Origin of the sequence: Defluviicoccus vanus (genome assembly GCF_014672695.1) — a bacterium.
GTDB lineage: Bacteria > Pseudomonadota > Alphaproteobacteria > Rhodospirillales > Defluviicoccaceae > Defluviicoccus > Defluviicoccus vanus.
The window spans coordinates 1567562-1586168 of record NZ_CP053923.1; the positions used below are offsets into that span (position 1 = coordinate 1567562).

At 62.1% G+C, this 18607-nt stretch carries 9 protein-coding genes and 2 pseudogenes; 10 read left to right on the top strand and 1 reads right to left on the bottom strand.

All coding sequences use genetic code 11. The features are described 5' to 3' along the window. Positions 1–264 precede the first annotated feature (264 nt). The 5 genes from HQ394_RS07125 (at position 265) to HQ394_RS21450 (ending at position 10348) form a co-directional block, all read left to right on the top strand. On the top strand, positions 265–657 hold the full coding sequence (locus tag HQ394_RS07125; protein WP_190262671.1) for a PRC-barrel domain-containing protein: 393 nt from the start codon (positions 265–267) through the stop codon (positions 655–657). A 35-nt stretch (positions 658–692) separates the two neighbouring features. Beyond that, positions 693–884: a PLD nuclease N-terminal domain-containing protein gene (locus HQ394_RS07130; protein ID WP_263053775.1), complete on the top strand. Its 192-nt coding sequence runs from the start codon at positions 693–695 to the stop codon at positions 882–884. A gap of 179 nt (positions 885–1063) precedes the next feature. Further along, positions 1064–1255 carry a Thivi_2564 family membrane protein gene (locus tag HQ394_RS20705; RefSeq protein WP_317629010.1) on the top strand — a complete coding sequence of 64 codons (192 nt, stop codon included), beginning with the start codon at positions 1064–1066 and terminating at the stop codon, positions 1253–1255. 26 nt (positions 1256–1281) lie between these two features. Further along, the gene (locus tag HQ394_RS07140) at positions 1282–1473 is read left to right on the top strand and encodes a CsbD family protein (protein ID WP_317629011.1); all 192 of its coding nucleotides are present in this window, start codon (positions 1282–1284) and stop codon (positions 1471–1473) included. 4048 nt (positions 1474–5521) lie between these two features. Beyond that, entirely contained in the window at positions 5522–10348 is a 4827-nt protein-coding gene (locus HQ394_RS21450; RefSeq protein WP_456151552.1) for a GH36-type glycosyl hydrolase domain-containing protein, read from the top strand. Between the two features lie 70 nt (positions 10349–10418). Here HQ394_RS21450 and HQ394_RS07150 read toward each other — a convergent pair. Further along, a pseudogene (locus HQ394_RS07150) lies at positions 10419–10862 on the bottom strand (transposase); the annotation flags it as partial. A 546-nt stretch (positions 10863–11408) separates the two neighbouring features. On the opposite strand from HQ394_RS07150, the pseudogene HQ394_RS07155 reads away from it, so the two are divergent. The 5 genes and pseudogenes from HQ394_RS07155 to HQ394_RS07175 form a co-directional block, all read left to right on the top strand. Then, positions 11409–12089, top strand: a pseudogene (locus HQ394_RS07155) (WecB/TagA/CpsF family glycosyltransferase); the annotation flags it as partial. 329 nt (positions 12090–12418) lie between these two features. Next, positions 12419–14629: a GumC family protein gene (locus tag HQ394_RS07160; RefSeq protein WP_190262675.1), complete on the top strand. Its 2211-nt coding sequence runs from the start codon at positions 12419–12421 to the stop codon at positions 14627–14629. A gap of 350 nt (positions 14630–14979) precedes the next feature. Beyond that, complete coding sequence (locus tag HQ394_RS07165; protein ID WP_456151553.1) at positions 14980–15894, top strand: glycosyltransferase; 915 nt, start codon at positions 14980–14982, stop codon at positions 15892–15894. Between the two features lie 32 nt (positions 15895–15926). Beyond that, a complete protein-coding gene (locus HQ394_RS07170) occupies positions 15927–17246 on the top strand; it encodes an oligosaccharide flippase family protein (RefSeq protein ID WP_456151554.1) in 1320 nt (439 codons plus the stop codon). Between the two features lie 50 nt (positions 17247–17296). Beyond that, complete coding sequence (locus HQ394_RS07175; RefSeq protein ID WP_190262678.1) at positions 17297–18343, top strand: polysaccharide pyruvyl transferase family protein; 1047 nt, start codon at positions 17297–17299, stop codon at positions 18341–18343. Positions 18344–18607: the final 264 nt, after the last annotated feature.

Below are 18607 nucleotides of genomic sequence, written 5' to 3' on the forward strand. Positions count from 1 at the left end.
CAACTCAAACGACATGGTTCGGGCGATCGAAAGGTGGGCAGACGAAGGCGGTGCCGGAGGCGAAGTGAACCGCTGAGGTCATTTCCACGTCCTCGCGGTCATGCCCCTGAGCACGGCAAATCGGAAATGCTGACCTGGGTTAGTGCGTACTCTGCGCAAATAAGTAGAATTACCAATGTAAATTCTCTAGCGAAAGTAGGCCTCGGGGCCGACGCTTCGACAAGCAAGCATTACCCCTCCAGGGCCGACAAACAGGAAGCAGTTATGCAAAAGCCATCCATCATCGCCGGCGCAGCGATACTCAGTGCAGTTGTCCTGGCGGGGCCGGTGTGGGCGCAAGGTGCGCCGCAGACGGTGAGTATCGAGCGGGTTGATGTTCGTAAACTGTCGGCTGGATATCGCTCGTCAAAGATTGTTGGCAGCCCCGTCGTCAACGATGCCAACGAGAAGATCGGCGACATCGAAGATCTGCTCGTGGAGCCGAGCGATAAGGTTCTGTTCGCCGTGCTGTCGGTGGGCGGCTTTCTCGGCATGGGCGAGCATCTGGTCGTCGTGCCATTCAGCAGCCTGCAGATCACCGAAAACAGAGTAATTCTGCCGGGCGGTACGAAAGATGAGCTCAAGGCGCTCCCTGAGTTCACATATGCGAAAAAGTAACAACTACAAAATATAGGCGGGGATAGGGGCTGAACATGATGATGGGATATAGCTTGTTTGGGCTGGTTGTCCTGGCCATCGACATCTGGGGCATCGTCAATGTTCTCAGGAGTGGCGCATCAACAGGTGCAAAGGCGTTGTGGGTTCTGTTGATCATCTTCCTGCCTCTTGTCGGTCTGATCCTGTGGTTCCTGACTGGCCCGCGCTCTGCGCGCGCTGTCGCCTGAGCGCCGGCATCCTCCGCGGCTTATCTTTGTGTTATTCGGAAAGTTGAGCAAGATGAGCGACAATGTCGCCAAATGTCTTCGAATGCAGCAGTCCTGGCAAGTGAACACTGCGGGCTATAATCTTAACATTCGTTAATAACGAAATGGCTAGCAGATCGTTGTTTGAATAAGGAAAGTAGATGTCTTTAGTTAGTCTTGTCATCGTATTGATAGTGGTTGGCGTGCTGCTTTGGGCTGCCAATACATACATACCTATGGACAGTAAGATAAAATCCATCATGAACATCGTGGTGGTTATCGCGGTCGTGCTTTGGTTGCTCAGCGCGTTTGGAGTGCTGGGATCGTTGGACACGATCCACATCGGCAAGTAACGGCATCTTCCTTAACGAGAGGAGACATGGATATGGATAAAGATCGGATCAAAGGGTCGTTCAAGCAGTTTTCGGGCAGCATTAAGGAAACAGCCGGTAAGCTCGTGGGCGACAAGAAGATGGAAGCCGATGGTAAGGCTGAGAAGACCGAAGGCGAGGTTCAGAATGCCGTCGGCGGAATAAAAGATACGGTTCGCGAGACCATTACCAAGAAGTAAACGGGAGACAGAGTGGCGGCTTCTCGCATGGTCGCGGTCTGGATCCGCAGAACTTTATGACCGCATCAATAAAACCGAAACACCGCATTCCGGCAGTCAAAACTGGGCTCTTCCGTACTCCCGACGTGGGTCAGAGTCGCCGCCCAGTGGGACACTGATCGGCCGAGCGCGAAGGAGATCGAGCTTGGTACGAGCAGACCTTAGGCTCCAGTTGAGAACACTCCTGCGCCGCGCGTTCGGAGGCACACGCGGTGCCTCGCTGTGGGACAGCCGTGACCCTATCCGCGAGGAGTTGTTCAGTGTCGAGCGCATCGAGCAGCACGCGCGAAGCCTGGCGACTGCCCAGCAGGTGACGCCAGAGCCGATCAGAGGTCACCCACTGGCGGGCCGGCTCGCCAACAACGCCGCCGTGCTGCTCGCATCACATCGCACCATCGCCACGGCGGCGAACGAGGGCGGTGCCATCACCCCGGCNGGGGAGTGGTTGCTCGACAACTACTATCTCGTCGCGAAACAGATCCACGACATCCGTACCAATCTGCCGTCCGGCTATTACCGGCAACTACCGAAGCTCGCCACTGGGCCATTCACCGGATATCCGCGGGTGTTGGGCTTGGCGTGGGCGTTCGTCGCTCACACCGACAGCCGCTTCGATCCCGGGATGCTGTGCCGCTACGTGCGCGCCTACCAGGAGATCCAGCCATTGACGATCGGTGAGCTCTGGGCATTGGCGATCACCTTGCGGATTGTGATGATTGAGAACCTTCGACGCCTTGCCGAAGCGATTGTGCGCAATCGCTTCGCGCGACAGGACGCCGACGCACTCGCCGACCGATTGTTGGGTGCTGGTGGGCAGGCTGTCGAACCGGCGCCGGCCGTGCTTGCAGATCACGAGCGCGCACCGCTGCTGGATGTCTTCGCGGTGCAACTCGTGTACCGGCTGCGCGATCAGGACCCGAAGGTGACGCCTGCATTGACGTGGCTAGACCAGCGCTTGGTATTGCAGGGAACAACGACCGACGCCGTCGTGCGCGCGGTCCATCAACAGCAGGGCGCCGCAAGCGTCACCGTGCGCAACATCATCACCAGCATGCGCTTGATCACCGACGCCGATTGGACAGAGTTGGTCGAGCGGATGTGCCTTGTCGACGACGTGCTTGCCGCCGGCAGNCCCTTCGCAGACATGGATTTCCCGACCCGCAACCTCTATCGCACCGCCATCGAGGCGCTGGCGCGGGGATCGAAGCTTTCAGAGATCGACATCGCCCACAGTACCGTTATCGCTTCGAAAGCCGGGGGCGCCGCGGAGTCAAACGCAGCCGACGGTCGCCGAGGCGATTCTGGCTACTATCTTCTTGGCGGCGGGCGGCGCGAATTGGAAGCGATGATCGGCTTCCGTCCGCCGTTGCGCACTTGGCTCGGACGGCTGAACCGAACTGTCGGCATTGGCGGCTATGCTACCGCCATCGCGCTTGTCACCGCTGTCCTCATGGCGTGCCCGCTGTTCGCTCTCGCCGCGAGAGGGCTCGGCGGTGCATGGATCTGCCTGCTTGGCGTTTTGGGAGCGATACCGGCCGTCGATGTGGCGATCGCCCTGGTGAACCGCGCGGCGACAACTGGCTTCGGCGCGACGCTCCTGCCGGCCATGGAACTTCGTGACGGCATCCCCGCACAATTCCGCACGCTCGTCGCAGTACCGACGCTCTTGACCACGCCGGAGGCGATCGAGGAGCAAATCGAGCGCCTGGAGGTGCATTACCTGGCGAGCCCGGAAGGCGACCTGCATTTCGCCCTGCTCTCCGACTGGCTCGATGCCGAAACCGAAGGGGTCGCGGGTGACGCAGCGCTTCTGGCCGTCGCAGCAAGGGGCATCGCCCGGCTCAACCAGCGCCACGGCCACGCCCCCGGCGGCGATCGCTTCCATTTGCTCCATCGCCGGCGGGTCTGGAACGAGGGCGAAGCGCGTTGGCTCGGGTGGGAGCGCAAACGTGGCAAGCTGCACGAATTGAACCGGCTGTTGCGTGGCGCGACCGACACCACCTTCCTCGGCCGCGACGGCCTGCCCCCTGCCGTGCCGGCAGATGTGCGCTTTGTCGTGACGCTCGATGCGGACACCAAGCTGCCGCGCGACGCGGTGCACCGGCTCATCGGCAAGATGGCGCATCCACTCAACCGACCACGCTTCGATGTGACGGCCGGCAGGGTCGTCGAAGGCCATGCGGTGATTCAGCCACGGGTAACGCCGTCGCTGCCGGTCGGGCGTGAGGGCTCGCTATTCCAACGTACCTTCTCCAGCATGAGCGGCATCGATCCCTATGCCGGCGCCGTTTCCGACGTCTACCAGGACCTGTTCGATGAGGGCTCCTACATCGGCAAGGGGATCTACGACGTCGACGCCTTCGAGGCCGCGCTCGCCGACCGCGTGCCGGACTCGACGCTTCTCAGCCACGATCTGTTCGAGGGCATGTTTGCCCGCGCCGGTCTCGCAACCGACATCGAGGTCGTCGAGGAGTTTCCCGCCCGCTACGATGTCGATGCGCTGCGTCACCATCGCTGGGCGCGCGGCGACTGGCAGCTCCTGCCCTGGATACTGGGACGCGGACCAGCGACGCCGGCGGGGCGGGTACGCACCGCGATCCCGGCGATTGGTCGCTGGAAAATGATCGACAACCTGCGGCGGACGCTCTCAGCACCGGCCGCCGTCCTCGCCCTGCTGGGCGGGTTGGCGTTGCCGTTCAATGATGCACTCCTCTGGACCGCCTTCGTGCTCGCGACGATCTTGCTGCCGACCCTGATCCCGGTGATCGGCGCGATCGTGCCGCACCGTGCCGGGACGACGCTAGAAAGTCACTTGCGTGCCCTGGGCGGCGATATCAGACTCGCTCTGACGCAATCGGGCTTGCAGGTCGTCTTTCTCGCCCATCAGGCATGGCTGATGGGCGATGCGATCGGGCGAATCCTGATTCGGCTGTTCGTCACCCGCCAGCACCTCCTCGAGTGGGTGACCGCGGCGCAGGCGTCGCTCGGTCCCCGGCTTGATCTCGCCGGGTTCTACCGACGGATGGCCAGCGCGTTGCTCATCGGCGGTCTGGCGCTCGTCGTCGCCGTGCTCGCCAAGCATGGGACGTGGCCCCTCGCGGCCGCATTCGCGGTCCTCTGGATCGCCTCTCCGGCTATTGCTCGCTGGGCCAGTCTGCCTCCCCGCGTCGCTGGCCGGCTGGTGATATCCGACGCCGATGCTGGCGCTTTGCGGCTGACGGCACGCCGGACCTGGCGATTCTTCGAGAGTTTCGTGACCTCGGCCGATCACATGCTGCCGCCGGACAATTTCCAGGAGGACCCGCGCCCGGTGCTCGCGCATCGGACCTCGCCGACCAATATCGGCCTCTATCTCCTGTCGGCAGTGACTGCCCGTGACTTCGGGTGGATCGGAACGACCGAAGCGGTCGAGCGGTTGGAGGCGACACTTGCGACGATGAAGCGTCTCGAACGCTTCCACGGCCATTTCTACAACTGGTACGGTACGCGCGACCTGCGGCCGCTCGACCCCCGATATATCTCCTCGGTCGACAGCGGCAACCTTGCCGGGCACCTGATCGCATTTGCCAATGCGTTGCAGGAGTGGCGCCGTCTCCCCCTCACGGATCCTCGACGGTTCGCCGGCATCGCCGACGCGCTCGCCCTCGCGCGTGAAGAGGCGGCTCGTCTGGACGACGGCCGCCGAACGCAGACGGTGACGTGGCAGCAACTCGACGACGCACTTACTGTTCTGGCGGCGGGCATTGCGCGGCTGCCCATGAACGGCGAGGAGATCGCCGAACGGCTCACGACGCTTTCTGCGCAGGCCGAGACGATGATCGACATCGCACGCGCGCTGGCAAGCGAGCGGGGTGATCATATCGGCGTCGACATGCTGTTCTGGGCGACCGCGACCCGGCGTACGATTGAAAGCCATTGCCGTGATTTCGCTCAGCCGGTAGGTGCTGCTGCCGCTGCAGCGACCCGTCTCCTGCTCCTGGAGCAGACCGCGCGGGCGACGGCGCTGGCGATGAAGTTTGATTTCCTGTTCAATCACGAACGCAAATTGCTCTCCATCGGCTACCGGGTGTCCGACGGTACGCTGGACGCGAACTGCTACGATCTCCTCGCCTCCGAGGCGCGGCTCGCAAGCTTCATTGCCATCGCCAAGGGCGACCTACCGGCTCGCCATTGGTTCCGTCTCGGCCGCACCGTCACGCCGGTCGCCTACGGCGCCGCGCTGATCTCCTGGTCGGGATCGATGTTCGAATATCTGATGCCGTCGCTGGTTATGCGCGCACCGGCTGGGAGCCTCATCGAGCGAACCAGCCGGTTGATCGTCCGACGCCAGATCGACTACGGGACGACGCTCAACGTCCCGTGGGGCATATCGGAATCCGCCTACAATGCACGGGACCTGGAATTCACCTACCAGTATATGAACTTCGGTGTCCCCGGCCTCGGGCTGAAGCGTGGCCTCGGCGAAAGCGCCGTGGTCGCGCCGTATGCAACGGCGCTCGCGACGATGGTCAATCCGTCGGCGTCGGTGCGTAACTTCGAGCGGCTCGCCGGCGTCGGCGCGCGCGGCCGCTACGGCTTCTACGAGGCCCTCGACTACACGCCGGTCCGCGTACCGGAGGGCAAGAGCGTGGCGATCGTGCGGGCGTTCATGGCGCACCACCAGGGCATGACGATCGTCGCCATTGCCAATGCGCTGCTCGACGGCCTGATGCGCAGGCGGTTCCATGCCGAGCCGATGGTCCAGGCGACCGAACTGCTTCTGCAGGAGCGCACGCCGCGTGACGTCGCAGTGGTACGGCCCCTAGACGTGGACGTGAGGTCGACCGCCAGGATCCTGGAGATCGAACCGCCGGGCGGCCGTCGTTTCGCCACCGCGCACGGCACGACGCCCGCCACTCACCTGCTCTCGAATGGTCAGTACGCGGTGATGCTGACCGCCGCCGGCTCGGGCTACAGCCGCTGGCGGGATCTGTCGGTGACCCGCTGGCGTGAGGATGCGACCTGTGACGACTGGGGCTCGTACGTCTTCCTCAGGGACGTCAGCGATGGAAAGGTGTGGTCGGCGGGATTCCAGCCGAGTGGTGTGCAACCCGACGCCTACGAGGTCACCTTCAAAGAGGATCGCGCCGAATTCGTCCGCCGCGACGGCGCCCTGACGACGACGATGGAGGTGCTTGTCTCGGCGGAAGACGCTGCGGAGGTTCGACGTGTTTCGGTCGCGAACTCCGGTCCCCGGATGCGGGTGATCGAAATCACCTCCTATGCCGAACTGGTGCTGGCGCCCCAGGCGAGCGATGTAGCGCATCCGGCCTTTTCCAAGCTGTTCGTCGAGACCGAGTTCCTTGCCGACGCGGGCGTCCTCCTGGCGACGCGGCGTCGGCGCGCGCCGAACGAGCCCGAGGTCTGGGCGGCACACCTCGCCGTCATCGATACCGACGCCGTGGGCAAGCCGCAGATCGAGACCGACCGGGCGCGTTTCATCGGCCGAGGCTGCAGCGTCCGCATGCCGATCGCCATGATCGACGGACGGCCGCTCTCGAACACGGTCGGCACGGTTCTCGACCCGGTCTTCGCCCTGCGCCACCGTATCCGTGTCGCTCCGGGAGCCATCGTCCGCGTCGCTTTCTGGACGATGGTGGCATCGAGTCGCGAAGCGGTTCTCGACCTCGTCGATAAGCATCACGACGTCACCGCCTTCGAGCGGGCGGCAACGTTCGCCTGGACCCAAGCGCAGGTGCAACTGCACCACCTCGATATCGATCCGGGCGAAGCGGCGTTGTTCCAGCGACTTGCCGGTCACCTGCTCTTTGCCGCACCGGCGCTTCGCCCCTCTTCCGACGCGATCCGGCGCGGCGCTGGCGGACAACCGAGGCTGTGGCTGCATGGCATTTCCGGCGATCTGCCGATCGTGCTCCTGCGCATCTCCGAAACCGAAGACCTCGATATCGTCCGGCAGCTGCTGCAGGCGCATGAATACTGGCGGATGAAGCAGCTTGCGGTCGACCTTGTCATCCTCAATGAGCGCGCATCGTCCTATGTCCAGGAGCTGCAAAACGCCATCGAGACCCTGGTCCGCACCAGCCAGTCGCGCCCACAGCTTCGCATCGAGACTCCGTCGGGCGGGGTCTTCATGCTTCGCGCCGACCTGATGGCGATGGAGACACCCGCTCTTCTCTCGTCGGTCGCGCGGGTTGTCCTCGTCGGTCAGCGCGGCCGCCTCTCCGATCAGCTCGATCGAGTGTCGGACGCGCAGGCGGTTGCCCGCCCGGCGCCGAAGCGGCCTTCCTCCGGCAGCTGGCCGCAGGCGACGCCGGCGTTGCCGGATCTCGAGCTGTTCAATGGTCTTGGTGGCTTCGCCGTTGACGGACGGGAATACGTGACGGTTCTCGACCCTGGTCAGTCCACGCCGGTGCCGTGGATTAACGTCATCGCCAACCCCGCCTTCGGGTTTCAGGTTTCGACGGAAGGGGCCGGCTACACCTGGTCGGCGAACAGTCGCGAGAACCAACTGAGCCCGTGGTCGAACGACCCGGTGACCGACCACCCCGGCGAGGCATTCTATCTGCGCGACGACGACACAGGCGACCTGTGGAGCGCGACAGCACTGCCGATCCGCAACGAGGGGGTGACCTATATCGCGCACCACGGCTGGGGATACAGCCGGTTCGAGCATGCCGCCCACGGCGTGTCCGTCGATCTCCTCCAGTACGTGCCGCTCGACGACCCGCTCAAGATCTCACGCCTCGTGCTGCGCAATTTGTCGAGCCGCCCACGGCATCTTTCGGTGACCGCCTACGTCGAATGGGTACTGGGTGCGTCGCGCACCGCGTCGGCACCATTCGTGATGACCGAAATCGATTCCGCCACCGGTGCGATGTTCGCGCGCAATCCTTGGAACCCGACCTTCGCGACCCGCGTCGCCTTCGTCGACATCGGCGATCGTCCGCGCGACTGGACCGGCGACCGCCGCGAGTTCATCGGCCGCAATGGCACGCTCGCGAGCCCGGCGGCGTTGGCGCATGCGTCGCCGTTCTCAGGAAGGGTCGGGGCCGGTTTCGATCCGTGCGCGGCGTTGCGGACCGCGGTCGAACTGCCCCCGAACGGCACCATCGAGCTCGTCGTCCTTCTCGGCCAGGCGGCGAGCAGCGAAGACGCGCAGAGGCTGATCGCACGCTATCGCGCCGCCGATCTCGACGCCGTGCGCAGCGGGGTTGGCCAGTACTGGGACAACATCCTGGGCGCAGTCCGCGTTGAGACGCCCGACCGGCCGATAGATCTCATGCTCAACGGCTGGCTTCTCTACCAGACGATCGCCTGTCGGCTGTGGGCCCGCTCCGCCTTCTACCAGGCGAGCGGCGCCTACGGATTCCGTGACCAGTTGCAGGACGGGATGGCCGTCGCCACCGCGTGTCCGGTGCTGACGCGTCAGCATCTGCTGCGGGCGGCGGCGCGACAGTTCGTCGATGGCGACGTTCAGCACTGGTGGCTGCCGCACTCCGGCCAGGGCGTGCGCACGCGGATTTCCGACGATCGGGTCTGGCTCGCCTACGCGGTGGCCCACTATGTCGACACGGTTGGCGACCGCGACGTTCTCGATGAGACGGTCGCCTTCCTGGAGGGCCAGCGGCTGGCGGCGGGGGAGCACGAAAACTTCTTCACACCAACGATCGCCGACGCAACCGCCACGCTGTTTGAGCACTGCGCCCGTGGTCTGGATCTCAGCCTCGCACTCGGCGGCCATAGGTTGCCGCTGATCGGCACCGGCGACTGGAATGACGGGATGAACCGGGTCGGTGAAGCCGGCCAGGGCGAAAGCGTCTGGCTCGGCTGGTTCCTGTACGCGACGCTGACGGCTTTCGCCCGCCTGGCCGATGCCCGGGCGGAGCCGGTCCGCAGCGCGACATGGCGCGCGCACGCCGCGCTGTTGCAGTCCGCCCTTGAGCGGGAGGCATGGGACGGCGACTGGTACCGGCGTGCCTGGTTCGATGACGGAACGCCACTGGGATCGGCGACGAACACCGAATGCCGGATCGACGCGATTGCCCAGTCCTGGGCGGTGATTTCCGGCGCGGCGACCCCTGAGCGAGCCGCTCGCGCCATGGCTGCGGTCGAGCGCGAACTGATCCGCCCGGGCAACCGACTGGCGTTGCTCTTCGCGCCGCCGTTCGACAAGGCGCCGCTCGACCCTGGCTACATCAAGGGCTATCCACCCGGCGTCCGCGAGAACGGCGGTCAATACACGCATGCCGCCGTCTGGTCCGTGATGGCGTTCGCGGCGCTCGGCGACGGTGGCAAGGCCGTCCGGCTGTTCTCGTTTCTCAACCCTATCAATCGGGCCCCGACCCGTGCTTCCGTGCATTGCTACAAGGTCGAACCCTACGTCGTCGCTGCCGACGTCTATGCGATACCGCCACATGCTGGTCGCGGAGGCTGGACCTGGTACACCGGTTCGGCCGCTTGGCTGCAACGCGCCGGCATCGAGAGCATTCTCGGGCTGCGCCGGCAAGGAGATGTCCTGCTGCTTGATCCGTGCATCCCCGCGACATGGCCGGGCTTTGCGATCCGGCTTCGCCATGGCACGGCACGATACGAAATCCGGGTCGAGAATCCTGATGGTGCTGGACGCGGGATCGCCTTTGCTGCCCTTGATGACCTCGTCGTTACCGACCGACCGCTGCGTCTGCGACTTGCCGACGACGGCGCCAGACACAGTTTGCGCGTGCGTCTCGGAAGACCGCCGGGCGATCGTGACGGTCCTGCCGGATTGACTGAGATCGCCGCTGTTTCTGCGACGATCGCGCCTTTGCGAACGAGCGGCGACGTTGCCGGCCGATGACGGGTGGTTCGGATGATCCGGGAGCGGTGCGGCGGGTTCTGCGGTCGCGGTCATGATGTATCGATTCGGCGGGCGGCGCCGGATAGCTGTCGAGCCACAGATTGAGCAGGACCCGGCCGAGCCGGATGACGCTGCGCAGGTCGGGGGCGTTCTCCCAGCGCGAGACGGTCGGCTGCGAGCACAGGTCCCGTCCGCTATCCGGCAACCTGCCGCAGGCGAGCTTGGACGCCGGATCGAAGCGCAGGCTGTCGAGATCGTCGGCGTCCTCCCAGCCGCAGGCGATGGCGAAGATGCGCGCCCGCAGAATGTCGGCGAGAGCGTGCACGGTCCGGCCCGGATCGCGGTGATCGGGGATCACCGCCGCCAGCTTGCCGGCGATGTCGAGCCGCCGCTCGACTTCGGCCAGCAGCATAACTCCGCCGTCCGAGCTGATCCGGCCGCCGTCGAAGGCGGCGGTGAGCTTCTTGCGTCCGACGGCTGGAAACGAGAACGGCAGCGTCGTATCGTCGGTCATGGCGGATGTGGCCGGCCAGGATGTCGTCGAAGGGTTGGCTTCAGCAACCGAATCCTACGCCACATCAACCGCTTACGCTACATCCGCCAGTTCACTACGCCCGCCGCCGTGAATAAGACGGGCTATCAGCGGCGGGCTACCACGTTGTCCAACCAAGCAGTTCTGTTGAGTGGTCGCATTGGAGATGCCGACACAAGCCGACCTGTAGGCGAGGCCTTCTCGATCTTTTTGCGATGCAGCAAAAAACTTCTTGCAACGCCGCGTGCGATGGGGCTATCTCAGAACTGGGTGGGATCAAGTACAAGCGCGGGGGGATGCATGGTTAAACTTCTGTAAAATCAGGCACTTCAGAGAACCGTTGGCCACGGTACTGCGCCAGCGCAGTTGTGTGCTGCACCCGTGACACTCTGTACCTGAACAAATTAGTCAGGCTTATTGTAAGCAACGTCGGCTGTTAGCTGAACGCTCGCAGACGCTGGCATTGCGCGCTCTTCACGCCGCATAGGCGTATGGTAAAGCTCGAAAGTTCTGCTTTATTTGTGTCGGATGGGGGTAGGTAATGCAGACCGTTCGCATGATCGGGGGCTAGGAGTTCACGTAACGTCACGTTTTGACGTCGTTTCCAAAGTTTCGGATAGCGTTCTGAGTCGAAAGAAACTTTATTTAGCTTTTGCCAATACAAATTTAGTCAACTATGCAAACAGGTCCTCCGCCGTCAAGGAGGCGTTGCGGCGGTTTTTTGTTGTAAATGATGGCGTTGGCATGCAGATCGCCAGCCTCCTGCTTTATGCACGTAAGTTTCCGGAAAACCTGAACGGAACAGACCTTGTCCCATTCGTACTGGAGAAGTGTGGGGTTAAAGTTAAGGTCTTCTTGTTTGGTGCGAGGCCCGACTCCGTCAGACAAGCAGCCGCCAGACTGAATTCGATAGAGCACGTTTACATATGCGGATACAGGGATGGGTATTCGTGCTGGAGCGATGTCTCTGAGGTGATAAATGAGATAAATGCGGCAGAACCTGACATTGTTCTCGTTGCGCTTGGCAATCCCGTCCAGGAGTTGTGGATTGCAAGATACGGCTCAGAACTTGTCGCCCCGGTGATCGTTGGTGTAGGCGCGTTATTTGATTTTCTATCTGGTAATCAGAAGCGTGCACCGCTGTATATGCGCCGGCTACGATCTGAATGGCTGCACCGTTTGATCTGCGAGCCGAGAAGGCTGTGGCGAAGGTACACCGTCGATATTCTCCAGTTTGGCCTAACGGTGCTACTCAAGGACAACGAGCGGATGCGCGACCTCGAACTCATGCTTGGTCGCATGACCTTGGAAGTGGAAATCCTGCGCGAGGCCCTAGAACTCGCCCGAGCCAATGATACGATCGCGCTTTCCAGATCTTTTCCAGGGGAAATGCCTCGGTGAAGACATGTTGGTAGGGGCGCTTTGCTTGTGTTCGCGAAGTGTAAGGCACGAAGGCTGGTTCATCTCCTTGGCTATGCACAGGTGGTTGGTGTGATACTTGATCAACACCTCGGCTAACAGGACTTTTGGATAAATTGATGTACCTGTCGAAAAGCAGCGGCGAACCCGATTCGCTCGACTTGGTCCAGCTCCTGCGGACGCTTGGCAGACGGAGGTTTATTATTGCGTCCGTCGCTATCCTGTGCACGGTGTTAATGCTTATTTATGTGACGGCTGCAAAGCCGCGCTACAGATCAGACATTGAAATTGTCGTTGAGGGTAAATCCGGCCCGTTCGTCGTTTTGGATCAACAAGGTCCGGCGCAGATCGAAAAAGATACGAGTATTGAGGATGCGGTAGAGATCTTGAAGTCGCGCAAGCTGGCTCGTCGCGTTGTCGAGCAGCTCGGTCTCATGAGCGACCCAGAGTTTCACCCTCAACAGAATTTCGTTCAGCGATGGCTCTCCGAAGTTCGCAGCGCTGTCTTCCCGCCGCCTCCAGCGACCCCGATTGACGCGGAGCTGCAGAAGCAGATCGACCTTGACCGCATAACACAGGTTTTTCTTGACAGGCTGACGGTTGAGCGCGTCGATCGCTCCAGCGTACTTGCGGTCTCCTTTACCTCGGAAGTTCCGGAAACGGCCTGGAAGGTGGTGAATGCCGTCGGCGAGATTTATCTCGCTTGGCGCACGGAGCAGAAGTTCGAGACCGCCCGCAAGGCAAACGCCTGGCTCGACGACCGGACACGAGATCTCGCGCAGAGGGTGCAGCGTGCCGATAAGGCCGCCGAGGAGTATCGGGGCACGCATGGTCTGCTGGAAGGCGAGCGCGTCGCGCTGATTAGCGAGCAGATTTCGCGGCTCAATACCAATCTGATCGACGCTTCGAGCGAGCGAAAGAAGGCGGAAGCCGATCTGTCGCAGGTCAAACGGCTGATCGCCACCGCCGGCGACGTGACAGGCGCCCAGCAAATTCTCGACTCCCAGCTCTATGTCCGCCTGCGCGAGCAGCAGCTGGAGATCGAGCGCGACTATGCGGAGCGGTCGCGAGAGCTGGGCCCGCAGCATCCGCTCATCCTGCAGCTGCAGGCGAAGCTGGACAGGGCGCAGCAGGACATCAAGTCGGAGGTCGGCAAGGTCGTCCTCAGCCTGGAGAACAAGGCGGCGGCGGCGAAACAGCGGGAAGGGCTGCTCACCGACGATCTGAACAAGCTGAAGCAGGATCTCGCCCAGGCCAACGTGCGCTCGGTCGAACTTCGGGCGCTCGAGCAGGAGGCCGAAGCCAACCGCGAGATGCTGCACAAGATCGTCTCCGGGGCGATGGAGAAACAGGCGGAGCAGGCGCCCGGCGCCCAATCGCCGCAGGCGAGCGTCATTTCTGCGGCGATCTTTCCGGATACGCCCGTCGCACCGAAGAAGGCGCTGTTGCTGATCCTGGCGGCAGGGGGCGGAACACTGCTCGGCGTTCTGCTCGCGTTCCTCACCGAATTGCTGGATACGACCTATCGGTCGAGCGCCCAGATNCGCGCGGATCTGCAGATACCCGTCCTGTCCTATGTGCCGGAGCTTCGCCGCCGCCACCGCGGCGAAGGCCTGCCGCTCAGCATTGCGAAGGCACCGTTCTCTGCCGCCGCCGAGGCGATCCGGGCGATCCGCTCCCGCCTCGCCGCCGAGGAACCCGCCGTGAAGGCGGTGGCCATCGTTTCTTCCGAGCCGGAGGAAGGCAAGAGCACGCTGGCGATCGCCGTCGCGACCATGGAGTCGCGGGCCGGTCGCCGGGTTCTGCTGCTCGATGCCGACATTCGGATGTCGGGCGTGGCGAGAAAGCTGGGGCTGAACGCGGACCGTGGTCTCGTCGACATTCTCCTCGATGCGGTACCGATCGGCCAGGTGGTGCTGCATGACGCCCTCCCCGGCGTCGATGTGTTGCCCGCCCGCGGGCTCCTTTCGTGCGAGCGGGATGCGGAAGCAGTGACCTCGCGGTCTTCCCTGTTCGCCCAGGGACTCAACGGCCTGCGCTTCCATTACGACATCATCGTCATCGACTGCCCGCCGGTGTCGGTGCTGATCGACGCCCAGGTGATCGCCGCTACCGCCGATGTGGCGATCATGGTCGTCGCCTGGGGAGAGACGTCGCGGAAGAGCGTGCAGACCGCGACGAATACGTTACGCGCCGCGGGCGCCAGCGTCGCCGGCGTCGTCTTCAACAAGGTCGATGATGCCACCCTCGCCCATTACACGGAGGGCGAGGCCGGCTATTGCAACAAGCGCTACCGGCGCTACTACGCGCTGACGGAGGAGCAGTCGTGATCAGCGAGACGAAGGCCCCCGCGATTTCATCTGGACTGGCAGTGGCGTACCGGATGTGGCGGAAGCTGCCGGTCGGCTATCGGCGCCGCGCGTTCGATCTCTGCATCGACCTGACGTTCCCGACGCGCCATCCTCCGGCGTCGCCGCCGCAGACGCTGGTGCTGTGTGGACTGTTCCGAAGCAGCAGCAGCATGGGGTCGACGGTGCGGTATCTGGCTTATCTCCTCGAACAGAACCATATTCCGTTCTACGGCCACGACATCTCGAACCTGTTCTTTGCCGAGGACGTACCGGTTGAGGTGCCACAATCGCCGCCGCCGGCCGGGCGGGTCACCCTGCTGCTGGCGCTGATGCCCAACCGGTACCGCTACGCCCTCTCGTCGCTGCCCCGCCGTCTCGTGCGCGACGCCTATGTCATCGGCTACTCCGTGTACGAACTGGAGCGTCTGCCGCAGGACTATCGCCGCGGGCTGCGCGATGTGGACGAGATCTGGACTCCGTCGTCGTTTTCGGCCGCCGCGTTCGCCGAGGCGGCGCCGGCGAAGCCGGTGCGGGTGATCCCGCACATCATTCCCGCACCCGCCGCGGTCGCTGCCGATCGACAGGCTTTCGGCCTGCCGCCGAATCCATTCATCGTCATGGCGTTCGGCAGTATCAAGTCGGGGACGGCCCGCAAGAACCTGGACGGTGCGGTGCAGGCGTTCCAGCAGGCGNNTTTCCCCGAGCGGAACGACGTCTGCCTGGTCCTGAAGGTCTCGGACCAGGGCTGGGCACCGGAACGGGCGTCGCAGTTGGGGGCCCGCATCGGCCAGGATCCGCGCATCCTTCTCTACGGCGAAACGCTCAGCGACGACGCTATCTGGTCGTTGATGGCATGCGCCGACGCGATCATCTCCCTGCACCGGGCCGAGGGCTTCGGGCTGGTGCTGGCGCAGGCGCTGATGCTCGGCAAGCCGCTGGTTACGCCGCTGTGGTCCGGCCCTGGCGATTTCCTCTCCGAAGACACGGTCTTCTGCGTCGACCACCGGCTGGTGCCAGTGGAAGACCCGGAAGGGTTCTACGCCGATCCGGAAGCGCGCTGGATGGAGCCTGACATCGCCCATGCCGCGGCGTTGCTGCGGCGGATCGAGGAGCACCCGGCCGCCGCCCGGGAGGTTGGAGAACGCGGGCGCCGCGCCCTCGACCGGTTCATGGACCCAGGGGCGTGGGGAGCAACCCTCAACACAAGCGCTGCACCCGGACGTTCGGGGTCTACCCAGTGCTGACAGCCTTGCTGAATGATCTTCGTCTCAGACACGTGCTCAGCGGCGCTGCGCTGACGATGGGGGTGAAAATAGTCGGGGCAGCGGCCGCCTTTGGCTTCCATGTGCTGCTGGCGCGGCAGATCGGTGCGGAAGGCTATGGCCAGTTCAGCTATGTTCTGTCGATCGCTGCAATGCTTTCAGTCATCTCCATATTCGGCACGAATGTTGTTAATCTGAAGTACGCGGCCACCTATGCCGCGCAGCGCGAGTGGGGACTGCTCACCGGTATCGTGTGTTGGAGCATTGTCCGCGTCTCCATAGCAAGTGTGGCCGTTTCAACCACTTTAGCATTAATAGTCCTTGTCCCCGTCCTTAACGTCTCCAGCGCCGAGCGTACGTCATTTTTCCTTGCCGCCCTTATCGTCGTTTTTGGCAGCGTTGCCGTCGCCGAGGCAGGCATTCTTCGTGGGTTGAGGCATCCTTTGTCTCTGCGGAACTCGCCGATTCCGGCGCGNGCGCTCAGGAGTTTGCTCTCTCTCGCAACGATGCTCGCGTTGATGGGCACCGGGGTCACTCTCGAACAGTCTTATCAAGCTCTAGCAATCAATGCGGTGTCGGCGTTCGCTGTCCTCGCCGTAACGACTTCATTGGTGCTTCGCGCTCTTCCTGCGAACGCAAGCTTACGCCAGCGCGAGTACCGCTCCAGACAATGGATGAGTACCGCCTTGCCCATCTGTCTGATGGCTATCGCCCAGTCTCTTCAAGGGCAGGTCGACATTCTCATCTTGAAGCATTTTTCAACTATCGATGACGTCGGAGTGTTCTCCGCCGCATCGCGGATCTCACTCATTGTCGGCTTTGGGATCGCCTCGATCAGCTCCGTCATGTCGCCGACCATGGCCGAACTGATCACGCTTAACATGAGAGCCGAACTTCAAAGACTTCTTTATCAAACTTCAGCAGTCACTTTTCTTTGGGCTATTTCCGCTCTCTTGTTCTCGTTTCTATGGGGACGCGAGATACTATCGCTTTTCGGTCCCGACTTCGTCCGCGGATATGCGACGCTTCTGCTGCTCCTATCGGCGCAATGCGTGATCGCGCTTGCCGGAAATCTGGGAATGTTGATGGTTTTAACAGGGCACCAAGTGACCGCGGGCTGGATTTATTCAATTGTTGTAGTCGGAAACATTGGCCTTGATATTATCCTCGTTCCTGTATTTGGGATGGAGGGTGCCGCGATGGCCTCTCTCTTTGTAGCCCTGATCTCTCGCATAGGAATTGGATACTTTCTTGGTCGCCGCGAAGGCATCACAGCTAGTTTGATAAGCGGCCTGTGGGCAAAGCTTTGTTCAAAAACAGCATATGATAGCTGAGGGAATATTTCGTTTTCTCGGCTTCAGCATAGGACTTTCTGGAGGGTGGCATGAAAGTACTGGTTGTAACCCTGCACGACATCATGAACTTTGGCGCCTACATGCAAGCTTACGCAATGCAGAGTGTCCTGAACGGTATGGGCCACGACGCGGCGTTCCTGCGGTTTACCAGTTGGGATAATGCCAAGTATCGATACAAAAGCTACGTGAGCCGAAGGCCTCAGCAGCTATGGTTTAATTTGCGCAGAGGCTTTGCATATCGGCCCTATTTTCGGACTCTTCTAAGCATAGACGATAACTCTGTTACAACGCCATTTCATGTCGCCGTTGTCGGCAGTGACGAAATTCTCAACGTACAGAGCAGATACTTCCATCACGCGCCGGAGTTCTTTGGAAACAACCTTAAGGCACAAAAGGTTGTTGGCTACGCGCTGTGCTGCGGTGACTCAAGATACGAAGACATAATTCGTACTGACAACGCTGTCGCCGGCCTGGCCAAGATGCAGGCGCTTTCCGCGCGGGATGAGCATACCAGGACTATACTTGAAAGAATTGTCCAACGACCCGTTCCTAGAGTCCTGGACCCGACGTTGTTGTTTGACGGGTCCTACGTTGTCGAACCAGCGCGCGAGGACAAGTATGTATTGGTCTATGGATTCCGCTTTACAAACGACCAGATCGCTTCGATCCGGGAGTTCGCACGAGGTCAACGGCGTGCTCTGATTTCTCTCGATGTAAGAAACGACTGGTGCGAGTACGCGATACCGTCGTCGCCGCTGCGGGCGCTAGGGCTGATTGAGAATGCAGACTACGTAGTCACCGACGCCTTTCACGGGACTATTTTCTCCGTTCTGTTCCAGAAGCGGTTCATCAGCTTCGCGACCCGCAAGAAAGTGAGCGATCTTCTTGTCAGTTTAGGTCTGGAAGAAAGGGACGGGCGCCACGCGGACTCGCTGGAGAGCGTGTTGCACCGGGACATCAAGTGGCAACCGGTTCAAGCGAGGATTTCCACCTTGAGAAACCAGTCCAAGGAGTTCCTCAGCGCGTCATTGGCATCCAATGAACGTACCGGTGAAGGTGTTTCCGCTGCCGCGTGATCGATTTCGTTCAGGGCGACCAAGCGGCTCGCCGCAGTTGCGGCGAGTTGCAACGATAAGGAGTGGACCTCATGGAGTTATGCGAAACGAAGGTCACGTCGTTGGAGGCGCCCGCGCGCTTGCCGTACGGTTGGGGTCGGCGGCTGATCCTGAGGATTTTGTCACAGCGCGGAGCGGATAGCACGATCTTCTTCGGCGGAAGAGCAAAGTTCATAGCATCGCAGAATCCGGTGAACCTGATCCGCGAGTTTGCCTACGACGCGA

What these genes read in the sequence shown, in the direction of transcription:
- HQ394_RS07140 (WP_317629011.1), top strand. Translation starts at nt 1,282, where the DNA reads ATGGATATGGATAAAGATCGGATCAAAGGGTCGTTCAAGCAGTTTTCG.
- HQ394_RS07130 (WP_263053775.1), top strand. Translation starts at nt 693, where the DNA reads ATGATGATGGGATATAGCTTGTTTGGGCTGGTTGTCCTGGCCATCGAC.
- HQ394_RS07125 (WP_190262671.1), top strand. Translation starts at nt 265, where the DNA reads ATGCAAAAGCCATCCATCATCGCCGGCGCAGCGATACTCAGTGCAGTT.
- HQ394_RS21450 (WP_456151552.1), top strand. Translation starts at nt 5,522, where the DNA reads ATGAAGTTTGATTTCCTGTTCAATCACGAACGCAAATTGCTCTCCATC.
- HQ394_RS20705 (WP_317629010.1), top strand. Translation starts at nt 1,064, where the DNA reads ATGTCTTTAGTTAGTCTTGTCATCGTATTGATAGTGGTTGGCGTGCTG.
- HQ394_RS07175 (WP_190262678.1), top strand. Translation starts at nt 17,297, where the DNA reads ATGAAAGTACTGGTTGTAACCCTGCACGACATCATGAACTTTGGCGCC.